Genomic DNA, 18,770 nt, shown 5'->3' on the forward strand with positions numbered 1-18,770 from the left:
GAAAATAGCAGCGGCGAGCTAAGAATTGGCCAGCGCGCGGTCCAAATGCACATAACCGCCATCTACGTAAATCAACTGGCCAGTCGTGTGGCTGGAACGCTGTGAAAGCAGGAATACGGTCATATTCGCAATTTCCTCGGCGGTCGTCATCCGGTTTTCCAGCGGAATATGTGCGGTGATGGATTCGAGTTTCTCGGCCGGGTTTGGCAAAGTTTCGATCCAGCGTTCATAAAGCGGCGTCCAGCATTCGGCTACGATCACTGAATTGACGCGGATCCCGTATTTCAGGAGCTCCACTGCCCATTCCCGCGTCAGCGCATTTCTGCCTCCATTTGCAGCGGCATAGGCAGAAGTTCCGCCCTGGCCGGTATCCGCCGTTTTGGAGCTGATATTCACAATCGCACCCTTCGATTTCTTTAACTCAGGCAATGCATATTGTGCCATTAAATAGTAATGCACTACGTTTTTGTGCAAAGACGCGATGAAGCTTTCGTAATCACCTTTTTCAAGCCCGACACCATCGTTTACCCCGGCATTATTAACCAGCCCGTCGATCCGGCCATATTTTTCGATCACAGCTTTAACTGCCTTTTCTGATTCTTCCGGGCGGGTCAGTTCTGCGGCTACCTGAAAAGATTCGAAGCCTTTTGAAGCAAGCTCAGTCACCAGTTTCTGGTTATCGTTTTCGTTTCTTCCTACAATGACAGGAATAGCGCCTTCTTTGGCTAATACCTGCACAATTCCTTCTCCAATGCCCTTCGCGCCGCCTGTTACAATGACTATTTTATTAAAAAGCTGTAAGTCCATATGATTTAAATTGAAATAAAACCCGATTGCTGAAAACCTTAATGGGACGTCCCAAGCGTCACTTTTTTGATCCTGTTATTCTTGATTGCGAAATAGAAAACAACAATAAAACAAACCGCCGGCACGACATAGGCTGTTTGGATGGACGAAACATCCGACACCTGACCCATAATCACAGGGAAAAATGCCCCTCCGACAATGGACATGATAACCAGCGAAGAGCCGATCTTCGTTTTTTCGCCCAGCCCCCTGATACTCAATGCAAAAATCGTGGGAAACATGATCGACATAAAGAACTGGACACCAACAAGCGCATAAACCGCCGCCATGCCCGAAGTGGTTACGGCCAGCGCGAGCAATGCTACGTTAATAATACTGTACAGCGCAAGCAGGCGGGGAGGGGCGACAAAACGCATCAGATAGGTGCCAATAAACCGGCCGATCATAAAGCTTAGAAACGCACCGGACAACAGATAAGCCGCCGTTTTTTCGTCAATCCCAGCAACTTTATCAGAAAACCTTATAAAAAAACTGCTAATGCATACCTGCGCCCCAACATAGAAAAACTGTGCAAGCGTACCCAGCAACAGGTTTGTTTCTCCCCAGATCGAGCCTCGGGTAGTTCCCGGTGTTTCTTCTTCATCTTTAATTTCGGGAAGTGCGGTGCGCCAGATCATAATGGCGACTAGGAGCACTACCAGGCCGATTACAATAAATGGAACCTGCACGGAGGCGGCTTCTGCATTGAGGTAACTGTCGAGCTCCGCACCGGACATCGCCTGCTGTTCCTGTTCGGTTAATGTTTTTCCGGAAAGAATAAACGTCCCCCCCATCAAAGGCGCCAGAAAGGCGGCGAGACCGTTGAAAGATTGTGCAAAATTGAGCCGCTGTGTGGCCGAATCGGCATCTCCCAGTACGGTTATGTACGGATTTGCGGCGGTTTCAAGCATAGTCAGTCCGCTCGCAATAATAAATAACGCGATCAGAAAAAAACCGAAATGCCGCATTTCTGCTGCCGGGTAAAAGAGAAAGGTACCGAATGCAAACAATAGCAATCCCAAAGTAATACTAGCCTTATAGCCGTATTTTTTCATAAAAAGTCCGGCGGGAAGGGCAATCAGAAAGTAGGCGATGTAGGAGGCCGAATCGATCAGAGCCGATTCGAAGTCGCTGAGCTGACAGGCTTTCTTCAAATGCGGGATTAAAATTGGGTTGAGATTAAGCGCGAAGCCCCAAAGGAAAAATAATGACGTGATAAGGATAATTGCCAGCCGCGTTTTACGATCGGTCATAGAGGTAGAAATTAGAAATTCAGGAACGGGTGTAAAATAAAACAATTCAACTCAAAGGAGTCTGATTTTTTTTATACTGCCCAAACACGCCCGAATCGCTATCTGATATGAAGCATACGCAGCACTTCCTCTTTTTTACGCCTGGAAACTTTTATCTGCACACCGTCGGACATGATTACGAATTCGTTGCTGTTGCTGATTCGGACAACATGGTCCAGATTGACCAGATGTGACTTGTGTGTGCGCACAAACTTGAAACCTTCCAGCATATCTTCGAAGTGTTTAAGCGTTTTGCTGGCGATAAACGGCCTCCTGTCTTTCAAGTGGATCAGCGTATAATTACGGTCGGCTTCAAGGCGAAGGATCTCTTCAACAAGAAAGAAAAACACACCTTCGTTGGACGGGACAGCCAACCGAAGACCCTTCCCATCCTTCTTTTTGACGTTTTTTACAAGGTTTTCATAGAGCTGCGTTTTTTGTCGTACAGAGTCTTGTTTACTCAAATGCCGCTTTATCGCCATGATCAATTCGTCGGGATTGATTGGTTTGAGCAGATAGTCCAGTGCACTGAATCGTATAGCCTGGATGGCATATTGGTTGTGGGCGGTTGTGAAAATAATGTCAAAAGTGGGTTTACGTATGCGGAGCAGAAGATCGAATCCACTTTGATGGGGCATTTCGATGTCCAGGAATACGATCCCGGGACAGTACGTGTCGAGGATTTGCTGGGCCTCCCGTACCGAACCTGCCATCCTTATCTCAGACACTTCCGGTGCCAGTGTACTGATGTAATAGTGCAGGATATGCCGCGCCCGTGGTTCATCGTCGATTATCAGGACTTTTATCATGGATTGAAAAGGACAGGATTCGCTCGGCAGGCTTGTATATTCTGCTAAGATTCAATGCAAGGTACGCGCGGGAGCAGCACCTGACAGTTCTAATGTGCAATCGGTAAAAGCAGATTATTAAATGGACACGCACACATTTATCTCTTCTTCCATTGGTTCAATGCGGTCTACCGCAGAGTAATCGGAATCAGAGCCCTTCCACCGCTAGGTTATGTTTGTGATCTGATCATTCTCGCATCAATCACTCAATTCTCTTTACTATGAAACTTCCTTTATTTTTTCTTTTAGCCATGCTGCTTGCTCTTTGCTCAGCGGCTCAGGTACCTCAGCGATTTGCCTTCCAGGGAGCGGCCCGTGATGCGGCTGGAAAGGCCATTGTAAACCGAAATGTCAGCCTGCGCTTAACGATCCGTCCAACCACTGCGCTTGGGGCACCTGTGTATCAGGAAACACACGTCACTCAGACTTCTGCCACCGGGATCTTTAATATTTCAGTCGGCGCAGGGCTTGTGCAAAGCGGGGATTTCGGCTCAATTAAATGGGACAGCGATAAGTTTTTTCTTCAAACGGAGCTTGACCCTGATGGGGGAGGTAATTATGTGAATCTTGGCGCGACGCAGTTGTTGAGCGTGCCTTACGCTTTGCATGCGGCGGAAGCAGGGAGGTGGAAGAATTTTGATCCGGTGATACAGGAGGGGAGCCTCTTACTAGGAAAATCTTTACCGGAATTGGAATGGGGGCCAGGAATACACCGCCTTTTATGGTACCCCAAAAGAGCAGCATTGCGATTTGGCGCATGGTCGGATGAAAATGTGTGGACGGATGCTAACATAGGGCATTTTTCCTTTGCGGGAGGATTTAACGCAATGGCGGCACCAGATGGTTTTGCATTTGGATTCAGGGTGAAATCAACAGGAGAAAATGGGATTGCGATGGGCGCTTACACTGAGGCTGCAAGACGCTCGGTTGCGTTCGGATACGGGGTTAACGCGCTTGCGAATAACTCAATAGCTATCGGTACTGCCAATCAAAGCCTGAATGCTCATTCGGCTACCTTTGGTTATAATTTAGAGAGCCGGGTGAAATATGGGATTGCGATGGGGATGAGTAATGATATTTCCGACGTGGTGACTGACGAAATCCTACCAACTCAGCGGCTTTTTCAGATAGGCAACGGAGATCAAAAACATGATGGCCCACGGAGTAATGCCCTCACAATTTTGTACAATGGGAATGTAGGTATAGGAAACAATGTTTTACAGCCAACCCACATCCTGGATGTCGGCCACAGAATGCGGCTGCGAAGTAACCCAGGGTATACCGCAGGGCTGTGGCTGGACGATAACGGAGGCGCACAATATTGTTTCATTGGCGGTTACGACAATGATCAGGCAGGATTTTACTTTGAGAATTTCGGATGGAAATTTACTGTCAACAAAAATGGAAATGCTTTCTTGACCGGTGCCCTTACACAAAATTCTGACCTTCGCCTTAAACGAGATATACGCCCGCTTACACCCAGCTTTGAAAAACTGACTTCCATATCCGGCAGACAATACTACTGGAAAGACCCGCAGCGGAGCCAGGGCTTACAAACCGGCCTGATCGCCCAGGAAGTTGAAGCAGTTTTTCCTGAGCTGGTGGAGACTGGGAAGGACGGTTATAAATCGGTCAACTATATTGGCCTCATTCCACACCTGCTGGAAGCTGTTAAAGAGTTAAAGCAGGAAAACAGGAAGCTAAGCAGCGAAAACGAAAGGTTGAGTTCGAGTGCAGGCGAAGTCATGGAATTGCGTAAAAGATTAGAAGCCATCGAGGCGAGTCTTGCGAAAAGTTCTGCTATCTCAGTTAAATAGAAATACGATGGTTATACTGATCTGGATATGCCTTTTGGTAGACGTTGCTGCTGCGGTTTTTCTCCTGCTTTCCTCCATGAGTTCCGGTCAGGATGCGGCAGGAAGGGGAATGGTAATGTTACCGATTCTTTTGCTGCTTGGTTTGGCTGCTATATCCTACTATCTGATGCAGAAGCATTCAATGGGCTGGTCGCTGGCTGTCAGCGGTCTGCCTGTAATCGTTATTTTATACCTCCTTTTTATTTCAGTGACCTGATTGCTCCTGATAGGGTTTACGTTGGAAGCTATAAATCAGGTAAAACAATGCAGGCAGGATGAACACGCTGCCTAAAAGTAAAGCCATTCCAAGCGCCTGCATTGTTTTTTCCTGTCCGCTATGTTCCATCAGTGATAAGTACCCGTTTTTCAAAATCACAATATTAGGAAAATGCCGGAAGGTGGTAGTCAGCAGGATCATTGTCACTTGAAAGCCAGCCAAAGGTCGCAACAGGCTGATCCTGCCCTGGTACAACTCGTACCACATGTAGACCAGTGAAAGCGTAGCAGCCATAATTGCAATTCTCCCCACCCAATTTCCAAAGACCCATTCTAACAACGGAATGTTTTCGAAATAAGCCGCAGTGAAGACCAATATTCCGCACACAACAGCAGCAATATTGAAAAACTGCGCTTTGTGCGCAAACCGCAACCTGTCCGTTTCACTTTCAGTCTCTCCTATCAAATATACCGACGCTAGAAACCCGCAGATAGATGCTGTGAAAAGCCCCACCGCGACTGAAAACCAGTTAAGCCAGCTGAAAATATAGGCGTCGAGAAAAGTATCCGCATCTGGATCAATATGTCCGGAGACCGCACTTCCTGCTATTATTCCTAGAAACAGAGGCGTGATAAAGCTTGAAATGGCAAAGATCGTGTTGTAAATAGATTGCATATCGTCGACCACCGCATCATAATGCCGGAAAGTGAATGCAGTTCCTCTGGCGATAATTCCCATTAACATCACCGTGAGTGGAATATGCAGGTAGATCGACATGGTTGAATAGATCACCGGAAATCCTACAAACAAAATTACTATTGCAATAATGAGCCACATGTGATTAGCCTCCCAGATAGGGCCAATCGCCGAATAGAGTGTTTTGCGCGTAACTGCTTTGTTCTTTTTCGAAGTAAACAGTTCAATAATACCCGCCCCGAAATCCGCTCCCCCCAGTAACAGGTAGAGCAAAATGGAAGCCCAGAGAAATGTAATTACTACGTAGAGCATTTTTTAGTGATTATCATATAACGTCCCCACCATCTTGATTTGGCGGTAGAGCATGAATGCAACGAAAACTGCCAGGGAAACATAGACTGCAGTAAACAGATAGAATGAATATGCAATACCTGGCATGGGTGTTACGGCGTCGGCGGTGCGCATTACTCCGTAAATGATCCAGGGCTGCCGGCCTACTTCTGTGACGGTCCACCCGGCTTCCACTGCGATGAAGCCTAGAGGTGTCGCGAAAACGAAAAGTTTAAGCAACCATCTGGCATCCAGCCATGACCGTTTCTTCCATAATGCAAGAAAATAGAGCAGTGAAATCGCCAGCATAGCCATTCCCATTCCGACCATAATCTGAAACGCATAATGGGTAATCGCCACCGGAGGGTGGTTTTCAGCAGGAATTTGATCCAGTCCTGTCACTTCTGATTTGAAATCACCATGGGCCAGAAAGCTTAGGAAGCCGGGTAATTTCAAGGCATACTTAACTTCCTGGTTTTCTTCATCGGGAATGCCCCCCAAAATGAGCGACGCGGCTTTTTCAGTATGAAAATGCGCCTCCATGGCAGCCAGCTTTGCGGGTTGTCTTACTGCCACATCCTTGGCAGATATATCGCCGCTTAATGGTTGCAAAATAGCTGCCGCACAACCGAATATCGCCGCTATTTTAAATGATTTGGTATGGAAACGAACATTTTGCCCACGCATGATCATCAAGGCATGTACTCCTGCCACGGCAAAACCGGTGGCTACAAATGCCGCGACCGTCATGTGCAGGGCCTGCGAAAACCATGCTTTGTTGAACATTGCCTGGATCGGATCGATGTTAAGGTACTGTCCATTTACAAAATCAAAACCGGCCGGACTGTTCATCCAGGCATTGGCGGCAACAACCAGAATCCCCGAAGCCAGCCCGCTTACGCCTACGACCACGCCGGTAAACCAGTGAAACCATTTATTAAAGCGGTCCCAGCCATATAGAAAAAAGCCCAGCGCGATCGCTTCAATAAAAAATGCCGTTCCTTCGAGAGAAAACGGCATTCCGAAAATCGGTCCGGCGTGCTTCATAAACTCCGGCCAGAGCAGCCCCAGCTCGAAGGATAAGACAGTCCCCGAGACTGCTCCGGTTGCGAAGAATATAGCGACGCCTTTACTCCACGCTTTTGTAACGTTCTTGTAAACTGTGTCACCGGTTTTGAGCCAGTAAAAATGAGCAACCGCCATGAAAAACGGCATGACCATACCGATGCAGGAAAAAATAATATGAAATCCCAGAGAAAGGGCCATTTGGGATCTCGCGGCAATGAAATCGTCCATTTGGAGTCGAATTAAGGTACTTCAAAACTAATGAAGTCTGTTAGAACAACCGCTTTTAGACTGAAAAGAATCACGATTCCGCGATATCTTTTAAATTATTTTTTTCCGCCAGACGCCGCTTTACAATGTCAGCAGGATACTTCAGTGCCAACTCTCTGATTTCGTAGGTAAATTCCTTGAAAGTTTCCTCCCAGACTTCCGCCTCGCCGGGTTCATAATCGTAAAAACCGTGGGAATTGAGTACTCCTCTGCCGCCCTCACGTACTACCTTGTCAATCAGCTCGGGAACTTTCGTACTGTTGTTCAATGTGGGGAGCAGGTTTTTCATAACTGTGTGATACGCAGGAACTCCCGTCAGGTCCATCCAGCGAAAAACACCGACCAGTGTCATGAAATAGCCCGCATTATTGCGGCAGGAGCGATCTACATCCTCAATCGTCGCATATCCGTTTTCTACCAGACTGATCGCTTCGCGGTACATTGCATACATTAAGCGATTGGTGATAAAACCGGCAATGTCCTTCCTGACCAGAATCGGTTCCTTTCCCCATTCATGTGAAAGTTCATAGAGGTATTCTCCGTATTTAATATCCGACTGCTCGCCGCAGATGATTTCCAAGAAACGAGTGGTGTGTGCAGGTTCCGCCCAGTGCAGGCCGAGAAAACGCTCCGGATATTTAGTCAGTTTTTGGAGCTGGCTGATCGGAATGGCGGAAGTGTTGCTTGTTAAAATCGCGTCAGGCTTGATCACAGATTCGATTTTTTTATAAACAGAATCCTTGATATCAACATTTTCTATCGTACACTCAACGACCAGCTTACACGGATACAGGATGTCGTAATCCTCTGTAATAATCAGCCTACGCAAATAGTATTCAGGCTCGTTATCGATCAGACCATTTTCCCAGGAATTTTGTAAATGCTCGCGAATGCGCCGTTCAGCATTGTCCATGTCCGCACTGAGCGGGGCAACGGCGGCAACCTGATGACCGGCAATCAACATGCAGGTGACAATACTGCAACCCATTAAGCCCAGGCCTACGATTCCGACAGGTATCTCATTTGTATTCATACTTTGGTAGTGTGATTTTTTGAATAGAAAATTTGAACAGAAAAAAGGATTGTTTTGGAGTGCTATTTACGAAAAAAAGCCCCGAAATCATTGATTCCGGGGCTTTTATACTTCTGCTTAAAACTATCTCGACCAACTCGCCACTTCCGATTCTACTTCCTCTCTGGTCTTACCTAGTTTTTTCTGAAGTTTTCCAAGAAGTTCATCCTCTTTTCCATCCTCATATAGCAGGTCATCGTCAGTCAAATCAGCATATTGTTGCTTGAATTTTCCTTTCAATTCATTCCAGTTTCCTTTTACTTGTTGTGTGAAAGCACTCATGACTTTGGTTATTTAGTTTGCAAATTCATTTCAAACTAATGTTCAAGAACCATACCATTCGTTCATGAGCCTGGAAAGGCCTCGTCAGTATTGATTTTGAGTAAGAATTTCCCTCAACTGTCCAAGTTTTTGCGAATCGTCGGCCCGGCATTGTCACTGGCCCTATACTTAATAAGCTCTACTTTTAGCTATTCGAGGTGGAAAGCTTCATTAATATAATTCCCGCTAAAATCAGCCCCGCCGCAAGCAGGCGCAATAAATTAACACTTTCACCCAGGAAAGCGATACCCACAGCAAAAGCCCCGATCGCGCCGATTCCCGTCCAGATCGTATACGCTGTGCCCAGAGGAAGCGACCGCATTGCCATAGAAAGCAACCCAAAGCTGGCGATCATTGCGATAAATGTGATGATGGACGGGCCTAATCGGGTGAACCCCTCGGATTGTTTCATGGTGTAGGCCCAAACTACTTCCAGTAACCCTGCAATAACTAATAATACCCAAGCCATTTTGTCTCGTATTGGGTTAGGCCAGGTCGTCCCGGCGTGCTTTCCCAATACGGGGGAGGTCGTTCCTCCAAAAGGAAATCACCACAGACGAATGCCTGTGGTGATGACGCAAATATAATGATTTGCCTTGTTCTTACCTTAAAATTTTATGCGTTGATCAGCTTATCAAGCCGGACAATTCCCTGTACCATCGAGCGCACCGAGTGGTAATTGACCTTCCAGGAATGACTCATATGTTTCCAGATCGGTTCCCCCTGGCGCGTGAGCAAGGGCAACCATTCGCCTACTTCCGAGTGTATCATGTGATCGAATACAAAACGGTGGGTTGCGTTGTAGGCTTTGAGATATTTTTCATCTCCGTAAACCCGGTAAGCATCGAGCATGCCTATGATCACCTCGGCCTGTTGCCAGAACTCTTTTTCACGGTCATAAACCTCGCCCGCGTGTGAGCCTTCCACATAAACCCCGCCATACTCCCAATCGATTCCATGCTCGACCGCATGGTCGTAGGAAGCCAGAAGTTGCTCCTGGTATTCGTCATAAGGTACCCCGGCTATGTCGAGGGCGTGCATGAGCAGCCAGGCAAACTCTACATTGTGCCCGTAACTGGTATTGTCCTCCGCAGCACTTTTCATCCCGTCTTCACTGAATCTGTCCCAGCCCCAGATAATGTCAAATTTGATCTGCGGCGCCACCGACCAGTCAGCCCAGAACTGTGGGATACCTGTTTTATAAACGGGGTGCATGATTTTATTGATCAATAACTGGATGATTTCAAGTAATTTACGTTTGTGGACCTGCTGCTGGCTGGCTTCGTACAATGTCGTAAATGCCTCCATTAAATGCATATGCGCATCGAGCGTCTTGCGGTCGCCACCTGCGGGGCCAGCGCCTTTCAGCTCCCAGTTGCGGTGGAACATTTCGAAGTACCCGCCGTAATAGGTATCTGCCCCGTATTTTTGAAGCAGGTCAAAAACTTTTTCCGCATATTCCAAACCACGCGGATCGCCGGTTGCCAGCGTATATTCGGCCAGGCTGTACATGGCGAAACTGTGACCATAGATGATCTTTTCATCAATTTTGACATTCCCTTTGCGGTCCATCAGCCAGTAAAAACCGCCGTATTCCTTATCCCACATCTTATCGATCAAAAAATCAACCCCGTGCCTGGCGATTTCTACATATCGGCCTTCACCATAACCCGCCCGGTGTGCGGACGAAAAAGTAAAAACTGTTCTGGTTTGCGCGATCAGCGATTTTTCATCTTCGCCAGAATCGTTTCCTGCATTGTCGAAATGCGTGATAAAGCCACCATTTTCCCTATCTACACATCGATTTTCCCAGAACGGTAACAATTCATTGGTAAGGTGATTGTGAATTTCTGCGCGATAGCTTTTTAATTGATCAATGTTCATTGTATATAAAAAGGTAAGTTTTTTGGTTTAACTGTGGTTTTGTCCAAATGGGCTATCTGCTGAAAAATTTTGCATTTATTGCAGTCCTTTCTGATCAAATCAGCCTGTTCAACTAGTTAAGTACAGCCAATAAAATAACTACTGAGCCGCATGGAAGCAGGAGCTAAGATGTAAATCACTTGGAAATGCTGCCGCATACTTTTTAATTCGCAGAACATTCCGTTAATCTTCATCCTATGAGCAATCCTGAAATCGTCGAACTCCTTGAACTAACCGCCAAATTGCTCGAATTGCATAATGCCGATCCTTTCAAAATTAAGGGATACTCGGTTGCAGCTTTTTATCTTGACAAATACAAGGAAGGTGAGTTGCGTAATATGACCGAGCAGGAGCTTACCAAGTTGCAGGGAGTAGGGAAGAGCACAGCTGCTAAAATTGCTCAAATCGCGCAGACAGGTACATTTCCTGAACTGGAAGAGCTGATCAGCAATACGCCGCTCGGAGTGATGGAAATGTTCAATATCAAAGGAATTGGTCCTAAAAAGATTGCGGTACTGTGGCGGGAACTGGGCATTGACAATCTCCACGAACTCGAACTGGCCTGCCTGAACGGCGCGGTTTCTAAATTGAAAGGTTTCGGGAACAGTATCCAGCAAAAAATACTTGATTCGCTGGCATTCCTGAAAGACCAGGCCGGTAAATTGAGAATGGATAAGGCGGAAGCAGTTGCGAATGCTATTATCGATGAACTGAAAAAAACCTTCGAACTGGTGGAAGCCGCAGGCGATATACGCCGCAAATCCGAAATAGTGGAGACGATCCGCATTTTGGCGGTTACCGAATCGCCGGCTTTATTACAAAATACGATCCGAGAAATTGAATGGCTGGTGCAGAACGAGAAACAATCCTCTCCATTCGTTTGGCGGGGAAATGTGCAGGATGTGGCAGTTACGATCGAAGTCGTGGCGGTGAAACCTGAACGTGCTGTAAATGAATTGTTTCTGGAAACCGCAGACGCAGAACACCTCGGTTTTCAGAATTCGTCCGGAGCCAGTATCTGGCGGCAGGCTAACTATGAAATTGCAGATAACGAAGCCGCTATTTATGAAAAAGCAGGCTTTCCATATATTGTTCCTGAGATGCGGGAAGGGGCGCAGGAATTTGTCTGGGCCGAAACCCATAAGACCGAAGACCTGGTCACCTGGGACGATCTCAAAGGTATTTTACACAATCACAGTACCTATTCCGACGGGCAGCATACCTTGGAGCAAATGGCGCTGTACTGCCGGGAGCTTGGTTTTGAATATCTCGGGATCGCCGATCACTCGCAAACTGCCGTCTACGCACAAGGACTTCCGATTGAAGATGTGGTCCGTCAGCATGCAGAAATTGAAAAGCTGAATGCCCGTTTCGCAACTGAAAATCCCGCAAAGCCATTTAAAATATTAAAAGGAATAGAATCAGATATCCTGGGCGACGGTTCGCTGGATTACCCGACCGAAATACTGGCGTCTTTCGATTATATCGTGGCTTCCGTGCACAGTAACCTTACGATGTCGCAGGAAAAGGCGACTGCCAGGCTACTGAAAGCGATCGAAAATCCCTATACCACCATTTTAGGCCACCCAACGGGCAGGCTTTTGCTTTCACGTGAAGGATACCCCATTGACCATAAGGTTATTATAGACGCTTGTGCTGCTAATCAGGTAGTGATCGAAATCAACGCTTCACCCTGGCGACTGGACCTGGACTGGCGCTGGATTTCGTATTGTATGGAAAAAGGGGTACTGCTCAGCATTAACCCCGATGCCCATGCCATGGAAGGCTACCTGGATATGCATTACGGTGTAGCCAATGCAAGAAAAGGCGGATTGACAAAAGATATGACTTTCAATGCATTTGACCTGACAAAAATGGAGGGTTATCTGCGAGAGCGTCGGGGGGCGAAGCTTTAAGCGGTGGGCTTTAAGCTTTAAGCTATTGGCTATTGGCTGTTAGCTATTAGCTGTTAGCTGAATGCTGTGATTTTCGGCATTTAGCATACTGCCTACGGCCTATTGCCTACGGCGCTTAAAGTACCCTCAATTCCGGACGCTGCTCGAAAACTTCTGCGGGCAAATAGCTGGTAATGCCATTTTTGAGCACTTCGATCAGCCGTGTTTTCATCTGCTCGCGGTTGACGATCAGGCAGACTTCGCGGGCGGGTTCGGGAAATTTGAAACTTCTGATATGCTTTTTGCGGTCATCAGAAAGCTCCATGACAGCCATTTCAGGCAAGATTGTGATCCCGCCATTCCGCTCCACCATCCGGATTAAAGTTTCCATACTGCCCGACCGGTAGCTGAAACTGCTGCCAAACTGGCTGTTCCGGCTCAGTTCACACAATCTCTGTATCTGGGTCCTGAAACAATGCCCCTCTTCCAATAGCCACAATTCGTTTGGTTCAATGTCGGTAGGCAAAATGTATTGTTTGGAATAGAGATCTGTATTTTCGGAAACAAAAGCGAAAAAGCGCTCCTTATATAAAGGTATCTCCTGCAAGCTGCTTTCTTCCGACAACGAAGCAATGATCCCCACGTCCAGATTTCCTATTTTAAGCTCAGAAATAATCTTTTCGGTGATCATTTCTGAAACGTGCAGCTTGATCTCCGGATATTCGGAAATGAAAGGATTAACGAAATGAGGCAGCAAATAGGGGGCGATCGTTGGGATTATGCCAACGCGCAGCTCGCCGGACAGGTCGCCGTTGAAATGCTTGGCGATCTCATTCATCCGGGAAGTTTCGCGCAGTATCATTTTCGCCTGATCAATAATCTCCCGGCCAATGCTGGTGGGGACGATCGGCTGTTTGGTGCGGTCGAAAATTTTGACAGAAAGCTCTTCTTCCAGTTTCCTGATCATCATAGAAAGGGTAGGCTGCGTTACATTACAATGCTCGGCAGCCTGAACAAAATGGCGGTAATTGTCTACGGCGACGATGTATTCGAGTTGCTGGATATTCATTTACTAAGTGGAACTATTAGGTCGGATTTGTAAGGCGAATCGATTGAAGTTGATTTTCAAATAGATTTTATTGATGCAAAAATATTAATTATTACTCCGATGCCCTCAATTAGAAAGTCCGATTTCACTGTATTGATAGAATGTGAGCAGACGCAAGATTCCCGAGGCTAGTTATTTTGTATTAAATCACCATTAAATTTTATTTTGATTAGAGGTACTGGATTGACTTTTCAACTTTGACAGATATATTAGTTATCTAACCAACTATCGCTCACTTTAAAATTTGAACTATGAAAAATCTGAACGCACTGTTAATGCTGGCATTTCTTGCCGTGACTGCCCCGATTTTCGCACAGGCAACGCAGGAAAAAGCCAAAAACGAGGTTAAAACCAAAAAGGATGGCACGCCCGACAAACGTTACGCCGAAAACAAAAAATTGAAAAAAGACGGTACACCGGACAAACGTTACAACGAAAACAAGAATTTGAAAAAAGACGGCACGCCCGATAAACGCTATAAAACCAGCAAAGCAGCTGATTCTGAAAAGGCTGGGAAGAAAAATTAGACGGTAGCAAATATTCGTTAGAAAATTTAGGGTAAGCGCCCGACTGGTTGTCATTCCAATGAACAACCCAAGTCGGGCGCTTTTTTATTTAAAATCTGACGAGTGCAATGAATGTAGCCATAGCCGATCATGTAACACATTTGAGCAGTGACAGGGAGTGGGAGTTTGAGAAAATCTTTAAAAAACACTTCAAAGGCCTGCACGCCTATGCCCGCACGATCCTGCGGGACGATTTTATGGCCGAAGAAATGGTACAGAATGTTTTTTGCCGGTTATGGGAAAAAGCCGACCATTTCGAAATCCGTGAGTCGATCAGCGGCTATTTATACCGGTCTGTGTACCACGAGAGCCTGAACTATATCAAGCACCTGAAAGTGCGCGATGCCTACCAGTCCTATGCGGTCCACCAGATCGAGCACAGTGACAATGCCGCGCACGTAATCGAGCTGTCGGAACTGGAAACGAGACTGGACATCGCATTGAGGGAACTGCCGGAAAAGTGCAGGACCATATTCCAGATGAGCCGTTTCGAGGAGCTCAAATACCAGGAAATCGCCGATCGCCTCGACTTGCCCGTGAAAACGGTAGAAAACCAGATGGGCAAAGCATTGCGACTTTTAAGACTTAAACTGGTCGATTTTTTACCGGCCTCATTCATTCTATTTTTCCTCAGTTAATCAGTCATGAAACAAGAATTAGACCGCCCGATAGATGATCTGCTCGTCAAATCGCTGCTTGACGAAGCGACAGAGGCAGAACAAATGGAAATTAATCAATGGTTGTCTGACAGCGATGATAACCTGCGTTACTTCGAGCATTTCGAATTGATCTGGCAGCAAAGCAAAGAGTTGGAGATCAGGAGTTTGGTAGATGAAAATGCTGCCTGGGAGCGATTCAAAAAGAAGGTTCAAGCCGAACCGGGCGAGGCAACCGTCGTTCCTATGTATCAAAAGCCGGTCTTTAATCCGTGGAGGATTGCGGCTGCCATATTGCTGACGGTTTGCTCGGGCTGGCTGGCCTATCTTTTAGTAGGCAATCAACTTAATAACCAGCCCATTACCATCAGCTCCGGCGACCGGACTTTGACCGATACGTTACCCGATGGTTCTGTTGTGTTCTTAAACCGAAAATCAACCATCACGTATCCTGCGCATTTCGAAGGTGACAAAAGAAATGTCGCACTGACCGGAGAAGCGTTTTTCGATGTAACGCCTGACAAGAGCAAGCCCTTCATTATTTCTGTCAATAATGTGACCGTCAGGGTAGTAGGTACCTCATTTAATGTAAAAGATAGTAAGGAGAAAACGGAGGTGATTGTGGAGACCGGGCTGGTGGAAGTAACCCGCGACACGCAGAAAATCAAGGTAAGGCCCAAAGAAAAAGCGACGGCTATCCGTGCCGTAAAGGGTTTGGTAAAGCAGAGATCGGAGGATGATTTTTACAACTATTACCGGACCAATAAGCTGGTTTGCGACAATACTCCATTGTGGCGGCTCGTGGAAATCCTGAATGAAGCCTACGACGCCGATATTGTAATTGAAAATGAGCGGATCCGCCACTTTCCGATTAACACCACTTTTGAACAAAAAACGCTGGAAAACATCATTGCAGTGATCAGCGAAACTTTTTCAATAACCGCACAGAAAGACGGAAAGCGGATCATTTTGAAATAGACCTTATCTTTCGGAATGAATCTGACTTTTAGCTTTATCCTTGCTTTGCGGCTGGCCGTCATCCTGATCACGATTCCGATCCTGTCGCAGGCGCAGCAAATACTTGATAAACCGGTTGCCGTTTCAGTGAAAGGGCAACCGGTTTCTGAGGTTTTGAGAATGATCAGTGAACAGGGCAAGTTTTACTTTTCTTACAACAGCAATATCGTTTCTGGCGATAGTCTGGTAACGCTCAATGTTAGCCAAAAGCCTGTCCGGGACGTTTTGCAGCTGCTTTTCAAGGATAAATATCAGTACCGCGAAAAGGGTGACTATGTGATTATTTTGCCTGCGTTGAAAGACAAGTCTATTCATATTGCAGGTTATATCATCGATAAGGAAAATAATACGCCGGTCGATTTTGCCAGCGTTTATTCACGTCAGCTGCTCGTCTCGACGATGTCGGAGGATAATGGACACTTTCGTTTGCGGGTACGGGAGCGCGGTTTTCCGGTAAATCTGGTGATCAGTAAAGTGGGTTATGCCGATACGACGATTGTGATCGAACAGCCTTTACATGAAGAAATGCGCATACTGATCAATCAGAAAGCTGTGGAACTCGACCCGCTTATCGTACGGTATTCGGAAGGTCAGTCTACCTGGCTGGGCAGATTATTTCTTTCCGCAAGGACGAGGATGCAGAGCAGAAATATCAGCCGGTTTTTTACTGCATTGCCTTATCAGGCTTCGCTCACGCCGGGCCTGGGCACACACGGAAAAATGAGTCCGCAGGTGGTTAATAAATTCTCACTCAATATATTAGGTGGTTATACTGCTGGTGTGAACGGAGCCGAGCTGGCAGGTGGGTTTAATATATCCAGGCAAGATGTACGTTACCTGCAGGTGGCGGGTGCATTTAATGTGGTTTCAGGTAAAGTGGAAGGCGTGCAAATTGCGGGATTTCATAATCAGATCATCGATTCGCTGCGTGGCGTACAAGTTTCCGGATTTAGTGGAATCGTCAAGAAAAGTGTAAAAGGAGTCCAGGTAAGTGGTTTTATGAATAGGGCGCGAGGTACTTTCGAAGGTGTGCAGGTTTCAGGCGCGTTGGGACTCATTGGTGGGCAAGGCAGCGGAATGCAGATTTCGGGAGCAGTTAATCACACTTCCGGCGATTTTAGAGGAGCGCAAATCGGTGGGGCGGCGAATCGTACCAGGCAGTCAATGCACGGAATACAGATCACCGGCGGGTTAAATATTGTCAAAAATGAAATGCAGGGAATGCAAATAGGCCCTTTTAATTTTGCTGAAAATATGAAAGGCTTTCAGCTTGGGGTAGTGAACATTGCCGACAGCTCATCCGGAGCCAGTCTTGGATTAATCAACATCATTAAAAAAAGTACTTCGAATATCTCTGTTTTCGCTACTGAAATTGCGCCTGTTAATCTCGCCTGGAAAATGGGTACGCATCGTTTTTACAGCATTCTTACTGGTGGGGCCGACGCCGGGGCTGAAAAACGGACTTATCAGTTCGGTTTCGGTTTTGGCAAAGAGTTTTTTCCATTTAAAAAATTCGGCTTTCTTACCGAGCTGGTTAGCCTGAATATCTACCAGGGAAGCTGGGAAAATACCCCGTTCCTGCATCGGTTCCAATCTGCGGTCACATGGAAGCCAGTGAGGCGGCTCGTCGTGTTCGCCGGCCCGACCTATTCTTTTTACTACAATGATCTGAAAGAGCCCAACCCCGGTTACAGATCATATCCCCCTGCCCACTATCCTTCTAGCAAAATCAATGACACAATAGCATCCTGGCTAGGCTGGCAGGGGGGGATTAGCTGGCGTTATGGAAAATTTTAAAGTTTACATGCAATCCGCAATTTTTTCAAAAAGCTGAGGCGCAATGTTTTTGTTCCAGGGTGGGAACAATTGCGGCCTAAAATAAGTAACGATTCCATTTCTCATTTTCAGCAATAGGCTCGATTTGAAGCTGCTGTTATCGATTATTTCGAGCCGATCCATTAAATGCAAATGCGCATCCAGCATTTCAATGTTGGCGTAGAAATTATGTCTGATGTGAATAGGAGAAACGAAGTGACCACCATGCGCTACCCGCATAGCGACACGCTGCAAGGAAAGTTCAACGGTTTCAAGTGATAGAAATGTGAAATTGATCTTGTAACCGACACTTTTGAACCGCTCAATTACCTGCCAGGAACTCTCGGCACTAAAATGACCTTCGTAAGCAAAACTATTTTCGAGCAAAATCGCGTCTTCTACTAGCCGGTCGAAAGTCACCTGCAATGCCTCTCCCGCTCTTTCTCTGGCATATTTGGATACTTTATTTTCCTGATAAAACCGATCAAATAACTGATAGAAGGTTTTATCTCCATCGAAAACAGTCAGGTTTATTGCAATGGGCAATAGCTCCGAACCCAGAACAGACTTCCCGGCACCATTTGGGCCAGTTATCACAAAAAGTTCAGGCATAGAGTACGCCTGCGATACCGTGTTTTTTTCTGATTTGAGCCACTTCTGAAATAGTTAAAGTTCGTATTTCAATGGCGAAACGTTGGTCTTCACTGAGCTGCATGAGCTTCATTGAGCCGTCGGGATATTCGTTGATAAATCCATCCGCGAAGAACTCGGTATCCCGAATCATAAATGCTGACCCAGATTCTAACGTGGTTAACCTCAACTCTTCCAATTTTTGGTTGAGTCTGATTTCGTCCTGGTGCATGATTGATTGTTAGCTGATTGAATTGCGAAACTCAGTTTGAATATACCCGAATTTCTTAAAAAATTAAGAAAAAGCCGCCCATTTTTAGGGTCACCCCACTTCACGTTGTCAGTAT

At 46.4% G+C, this 18,770-nt stretch carries 19 protein-coding genes; 7 read left to right on the top strand and 12 right to left on the bottom strand.

The window, feature by feature from the left end:
* Positions 1–18: 18 nt before the first annotated feature.
* The 3 genes from FXO21_RS20325 to FXO21_RS20335 form a co-directional block, all read right to left on the bottom strand.
* Positions 19–807: an L-fucose dehydrogenase gene (locus FXO21_RS20325; protein ID WP_149641809.1), complete on the bottom strand. Its 789-nt coding sequence runs from the start codon at positions 805–807 to the stop codon at positions 19–21.
* Positions 808–845: 38 nt separating this feature from the next.
* The gene (fucP, locus tag FXO21_RS20330; RefSeq protein WP_149641810.1) at positions 846–2,099 is read right to left on the bottom strand and encodes an L-fucose:H+ symporter permease; all 1,254 of its coding nucleotides are present in this window, start codon (positions 2,097–2,099) and stop codon (positions 846–848) included.
* Positions 2,100–2,197: 98 nt separating this feature from the next.
* On the bottom strand, positions 2,198–2,947 hold the full coding sequence (locus FXO21_RS20335; RefSeq protein WP_149641811.1) for a LytR/AlgR family response regulator transcription factor: 750 nt from the start codon (positions 2,945–2,947) through the stop codon (positions 2,198–2,200).
* A gap of 260 nt (positions 2,948–3,207) precedes the next feature.
* Between FXO21_RS20335 and FXO21_RS20340 the strand changes: the two genes are divergently transcribed.
* Together FXO21_RS20340 and FXO21_RS20345 are read left to right on the top strand one after the other, a co-directional pair.
* Complete coding sequence (locus tag FXO21_RS20340; protein ID WP_149641812.1) at positions 3,208–4,803, top strand: tail fiber domain-containing protein; 1,596 nt, start codon at positions 3,208–3,210, stop codon at positions 4,801–4,803.
* Positions 4,804–4,810: 7 nt separating this feature from the next.
* The gene (locus FXO21_RS20345) at positions 4,811–5,059 is read left to right on the top strand and encodes a hypothetical protein (protein WP_149641813.1); all 249 of its coding nucleotides are present in this window, start codon (positions 4,811–4,813) and stop codon (positions 5,057–5,059) included.
* Here FXO21_RS20345 and FXO21_RS20350 read toward each other — a convergent pair.
* The 6 genes from FXO21_RS20350 to FXO21_RS20375 all read right to left on the bottom strand — a co-directional run bounded on the left by FXO21_RS20350 (position 5,048) and on the right by FXO21_RS20375 (position 10,697).
* Entirely contained in the window at positions 5,048–6,067 is a 1,020-nt protein-coding gene (locus FXO21_RS20350) for a cytochrome d ubiquinol oxidase subunit II (protein WP_149641814.1), read from the bottom strand. The two genes, FXO21_RS20345 and FXO21_RS20350, sit on opposite strands and share 12 nt — an antisense overlap.
* Before the next feature lie 3 nt (positions 6,068–6,070).
* Positions 6,071–7,381 carry a cytochrome ubiquinol oxidase subunit I gene (locus FXO21_RS20355; RefSeq protein ID WP_149641815.1) on the bottom strand — a complete coding sequence of 437 codons (1,311 nt, stop codon included), beginning with the start codon at positions 7,379–7,381 and terminating at the stop codon, positions 6,071–6,073.
* Positions 7,382–7,451: 70 nt separating this feature from the next.
* A complete protein-coding gene (locus FXO21_RS20360; RefSeq protein WP_149641816.1) occupies positions 7,452–8,453 on the bottom strand; it encodes a 3-hydroxyacyl-CoA dehydrogenase family protein in 1,002 nt (333 codons plus the stop codon).
* Positions 8,454–8,576: 123 nt separating this feature from the next.
* Positions 8,577–8,774: a CsbD family protein gene (locus tag FXO21_RS20365; protein WP_149641817.1), complete on the bottom strand. Its 198-nt coding sequence runs from the start codon at positions 8,772–8,774 to the stop codon at positions 8,577–8,579.
* 184 nt (positions 8,775–8,958) lie between these two features.
* On the bottom strand, positions 8,959–9,282 hold the full coding sequence (sugE, locus tag FXO21_RS20370; RefSeq protein ID WP_149641818.1) for a quaternary ammonium compound efflux SMR transporter SugE: 324 nt from the start codon (positions 9,280–9,282) through the stop codon (positions 8,959–8,961).
* Positions 9,283–9,428: 146 nt separating this feature from the next.
* Positions 9,429–10,697 (bottom strand): AGE family epimerase/isomerase, encoded by a 1,269-nt coding sequence (locus FXO21_RS20375; protein WP_149641819.1) that lies wholly within the window; start codon positions 10,695–10,697, stop codon positions 9,429–9,431.
* 236 nt (positions 10,698–10,933) lie between these two features.
* On the opposite strand from FXO21_RS20375, the gene FXO21_RS20380 reads away from it, so the two are divergent.
* Entirely contained in the window at positions 10,934–12,652 is a 1,719-nt protein-coding gene (locus tag FXO21_RS20380) for a DNA polymerase/3'-5' exonuclease PolX (protein WP_149641820.1), read from the top strand.
* A gap of 115 nt (positions 12,653–12,767) precedes the next feature.
* Here the strand turns inward: FXO21_RS20380 and FXO21_RS20385 are convergent, their stop codons facing one another.
* The gene (locus FXO21_RS20385; protein ID WP_149641821.1) at positions 12,768–13,700 is read right to left on the bottom strand and encodes a hydrogen peroxide-inducible genes activator; all 933 of its coding nucleotides are present in this window, start codon (positions 13,698–13,700) and stop codon (positions 12,768–12,770) included.
* 290 nt (positions 13,701–13,990) lie between these two features.
* Between FXO21_RS20385 and FXO21_RS20390 the strand changes: the two genes are divergently transcribed.
* The 4 genes from FXO21_RS20390 to FXO21_RS20405 all read left to right on the top strand — a co-directional run bounded on the left by FXO21_RS20390 (position 13,991) and on the right by FXO21_RS20405 (position 17,775).
* Positions 13,991–14,266, top strand: coding sequence for a hypothetical protein (locus FXO21_RS20390; RefSeq protein ID WP_149641822.1), 276 nt, complete (start codon positions 13,991–13,993; stop codon positions 14,264–14,266).
* Positions 14,267–14,373: 107 nt separating this feature from the next.
* Entirely contained in the window at positions 14,374–14,943 is a 570-nt protein-coding gene (locus FXO21_RS20395; protein ID WP_149641823.1) for an RNA polymerase sigma-70 factor, read from the top strand.
* A 6-nt stretch (positions 14,944–14,949) separates the two neighbouring features.
* Entirely contained in the window at positions 14,950–15,939 is a 990-nt protein-coding gene (locus FXO21_RS20400) for a FecR family protein (protein WP_149641824.1), read from the top strand.
* 15 nt (positions 15,940–15,954) lie between these two features.
* Positions 15,955–17,775 (top strand): STN and carboxypeptidase regulatory-like domain-containing protein, encoded by a 1,821-nt coding sequence (locus tag FXO21_RS20405; protein WP_149641825.1) that lies wholly within the window; start codon positions 15,955–15,957, stop codon positions 17,773–17,775.
* A gap of 3 nt (positions 17,776–17,778) precedes the next feature.
* On the opposite strand, the gene FXO21_RS20410 is transcribed toward FXO21_RS20405, so the two are convergent.
* The gene (locus FXO21_RS20410) at positions 17,779–18,405 is read right to left on the bottom strand and encodes a zeta toxin family protein (protein WP_149641826.1); all 627 of its coding nucleotides are present in this window, start codon (positions 18,403–18,405) and stop codon (positions 17,779–17,781) included.
* Entirely contained in the window at positions 18,398–18,577 is a 180-nt protein-coding gene (locus tag FXO21_RS20415; protein ID WP_225865769.1) for a hypothetical protein, read from the bottom strand. Before FXO21_RS20415 ends, FXO21_RS20410 begins: the two co-directional genes overlap by 8 nt.
* Between the last annotated feature and the right edge of the window lie 193 nt (positions 18,578–18,770).

Origin of the sequence: Dyadobacter sp. UC 10 (assembly GCF_008369915.1) — a bacterium.
Classification (GTDB): Bacteria; Bacteroidota; Bacteroidia; order Cytophagales; family Spirosomataceae; genus Dyadobacter.

Excerpts from the sequence above, each read along its gene's own strand:
- FXO21_RS20400 (WP_149641824.1), top strand. The coding sequence starts at position 14,950 with ATGAAACAAGAATTAGACCGCCCGATAGATGATCTGCTCGTCAAATCG.
- FXO21_RS20405 (WP_149641825.1), top strand. The coding sequence starts at position 15,955 with ATGAATCTGACTTTTAGCTTTATCCTTGCTTTGCGGCTGGCCGTCATC.
- FXO21_RS20390 (WP_149641822.1), top strand. The coding sequence starts at position 13,991 with ATGAAAAATCTGAACGCACTGTTAATGCTGGCATTTCTTGCCGTGACT.
- FXO21_RS20360 (WP_149641816.1), bottom strand. The coding sequence starts at position 8,453 with ATGAATACAAATGAGATACCTGTCGGAATCGTAGGCCTGGGCTTAATG.
- FXO21_RS20380 (WP_149641820.1), top strand. The coding sequence starts at position 10,934 with ATGAGCAATCCTGAAATCGTCGAACTCCTTGAACTAACCGCCAAATTG.
- FXO21_RS20375 (WP_149641819.1), bottom strand. The coding sequence starts at position 10,697 with ATGAACATTGATCAATTAAAAAGCTATCGCGCAGAAATTCACAATCAC.
- FXO21_RS20350 (WP_149641814.1), bottom strand. The coding sequence starts at position 6,067 with ATGCTCTACGTAGTAATTACATTTCTCTGGGCTTCCATTTTGCTCTAC.
- FXO21_RS20395 (WP_149641823.1), top strand. The coding sequence starts at position 14,374 with ATGAATGTAGCCATAGCCGATCATGTAACACATTTGAGCAGTGACAGG.
- fucP (WP_149641810.1), bottom strand. The coding sequence starts at position 2,099 with ATGACCGATCGTAAAACGCGGCTGGCAATTATCCTTATCACGTCATTA.
- FXO21_RS20415 (WP_225865769.1), bottom strand. The coding sequence starts at position 18,577 with ATGATTCGGGATACCGAGTTCTTCGCGGATGGATTTATCAACGAATAT.
- FXO21_RS20345 (WP_149641813.1), top strand. The coding sequence starts at position 4,811 with ATGGTTATACTGATCTGGATATGCCTTTTGGTAGACGTTGCTGCTGCG.
- sugE (WP_149641818.1), bottom strand. The coding sequence starts at position 9,282 with ATGGCTTGGGTATTATTAGTTATTGCAGGGTTACTGGAAGTAGTTTGG.
- FXO21_RS20325 (WP_149641809.1), bottom strand. The coding sequence starts at position 807 with ATGGACTTACAGCTTTTTAATAAAATAGTCATTGTAACAGGCGGCGCG.
- FXO21_RS20385 (WP_149641821.1), bottom strand. The coding sequence starts at position 13,700 with ATGAATATCCAGCAACTCGAATACATCGTCGCCGTAGACAATTACCGC.
- FXO21_RS20355 (WP_149641815.1), bottom strand. The coding sequence starts at position 7,381 with ATGGACGATTTCATTGCCGCGAGATCCCAAATGGCCCTTTCTCTGGGA.
- FXO21_RS20365 (WP_149641817.1), bottom strand. The coding sequence starts at position 8,774 with ATGAGTGCTTTCACACAACAAGTAAAAGGAAACTGGAATGAATTGAAA.
- FXO21_RS20340 (WP_149641812.1), top strand. The coding sequence starts at position 3,208 with ATGAAACTTCCTTTATTTTTTCTTTTAGCCATGCTGCTTGCTCTTTGC.
- FXO21_RS20410 (WP_149641826.1), bottom strand. The coding sequence starts at position 18,405 with ATGCCTGAACTTTTTGTGATAACTGGCCCAAATGGTGCCGGGAAGTCT.
- FXO21_RS20335 (WP_149641811.1), bottom strand. The coding sequence starts at position 2,947 with ATGATAAAAGTCCTGATAATCGACGATGAACCACGGGCGCGGCATATC.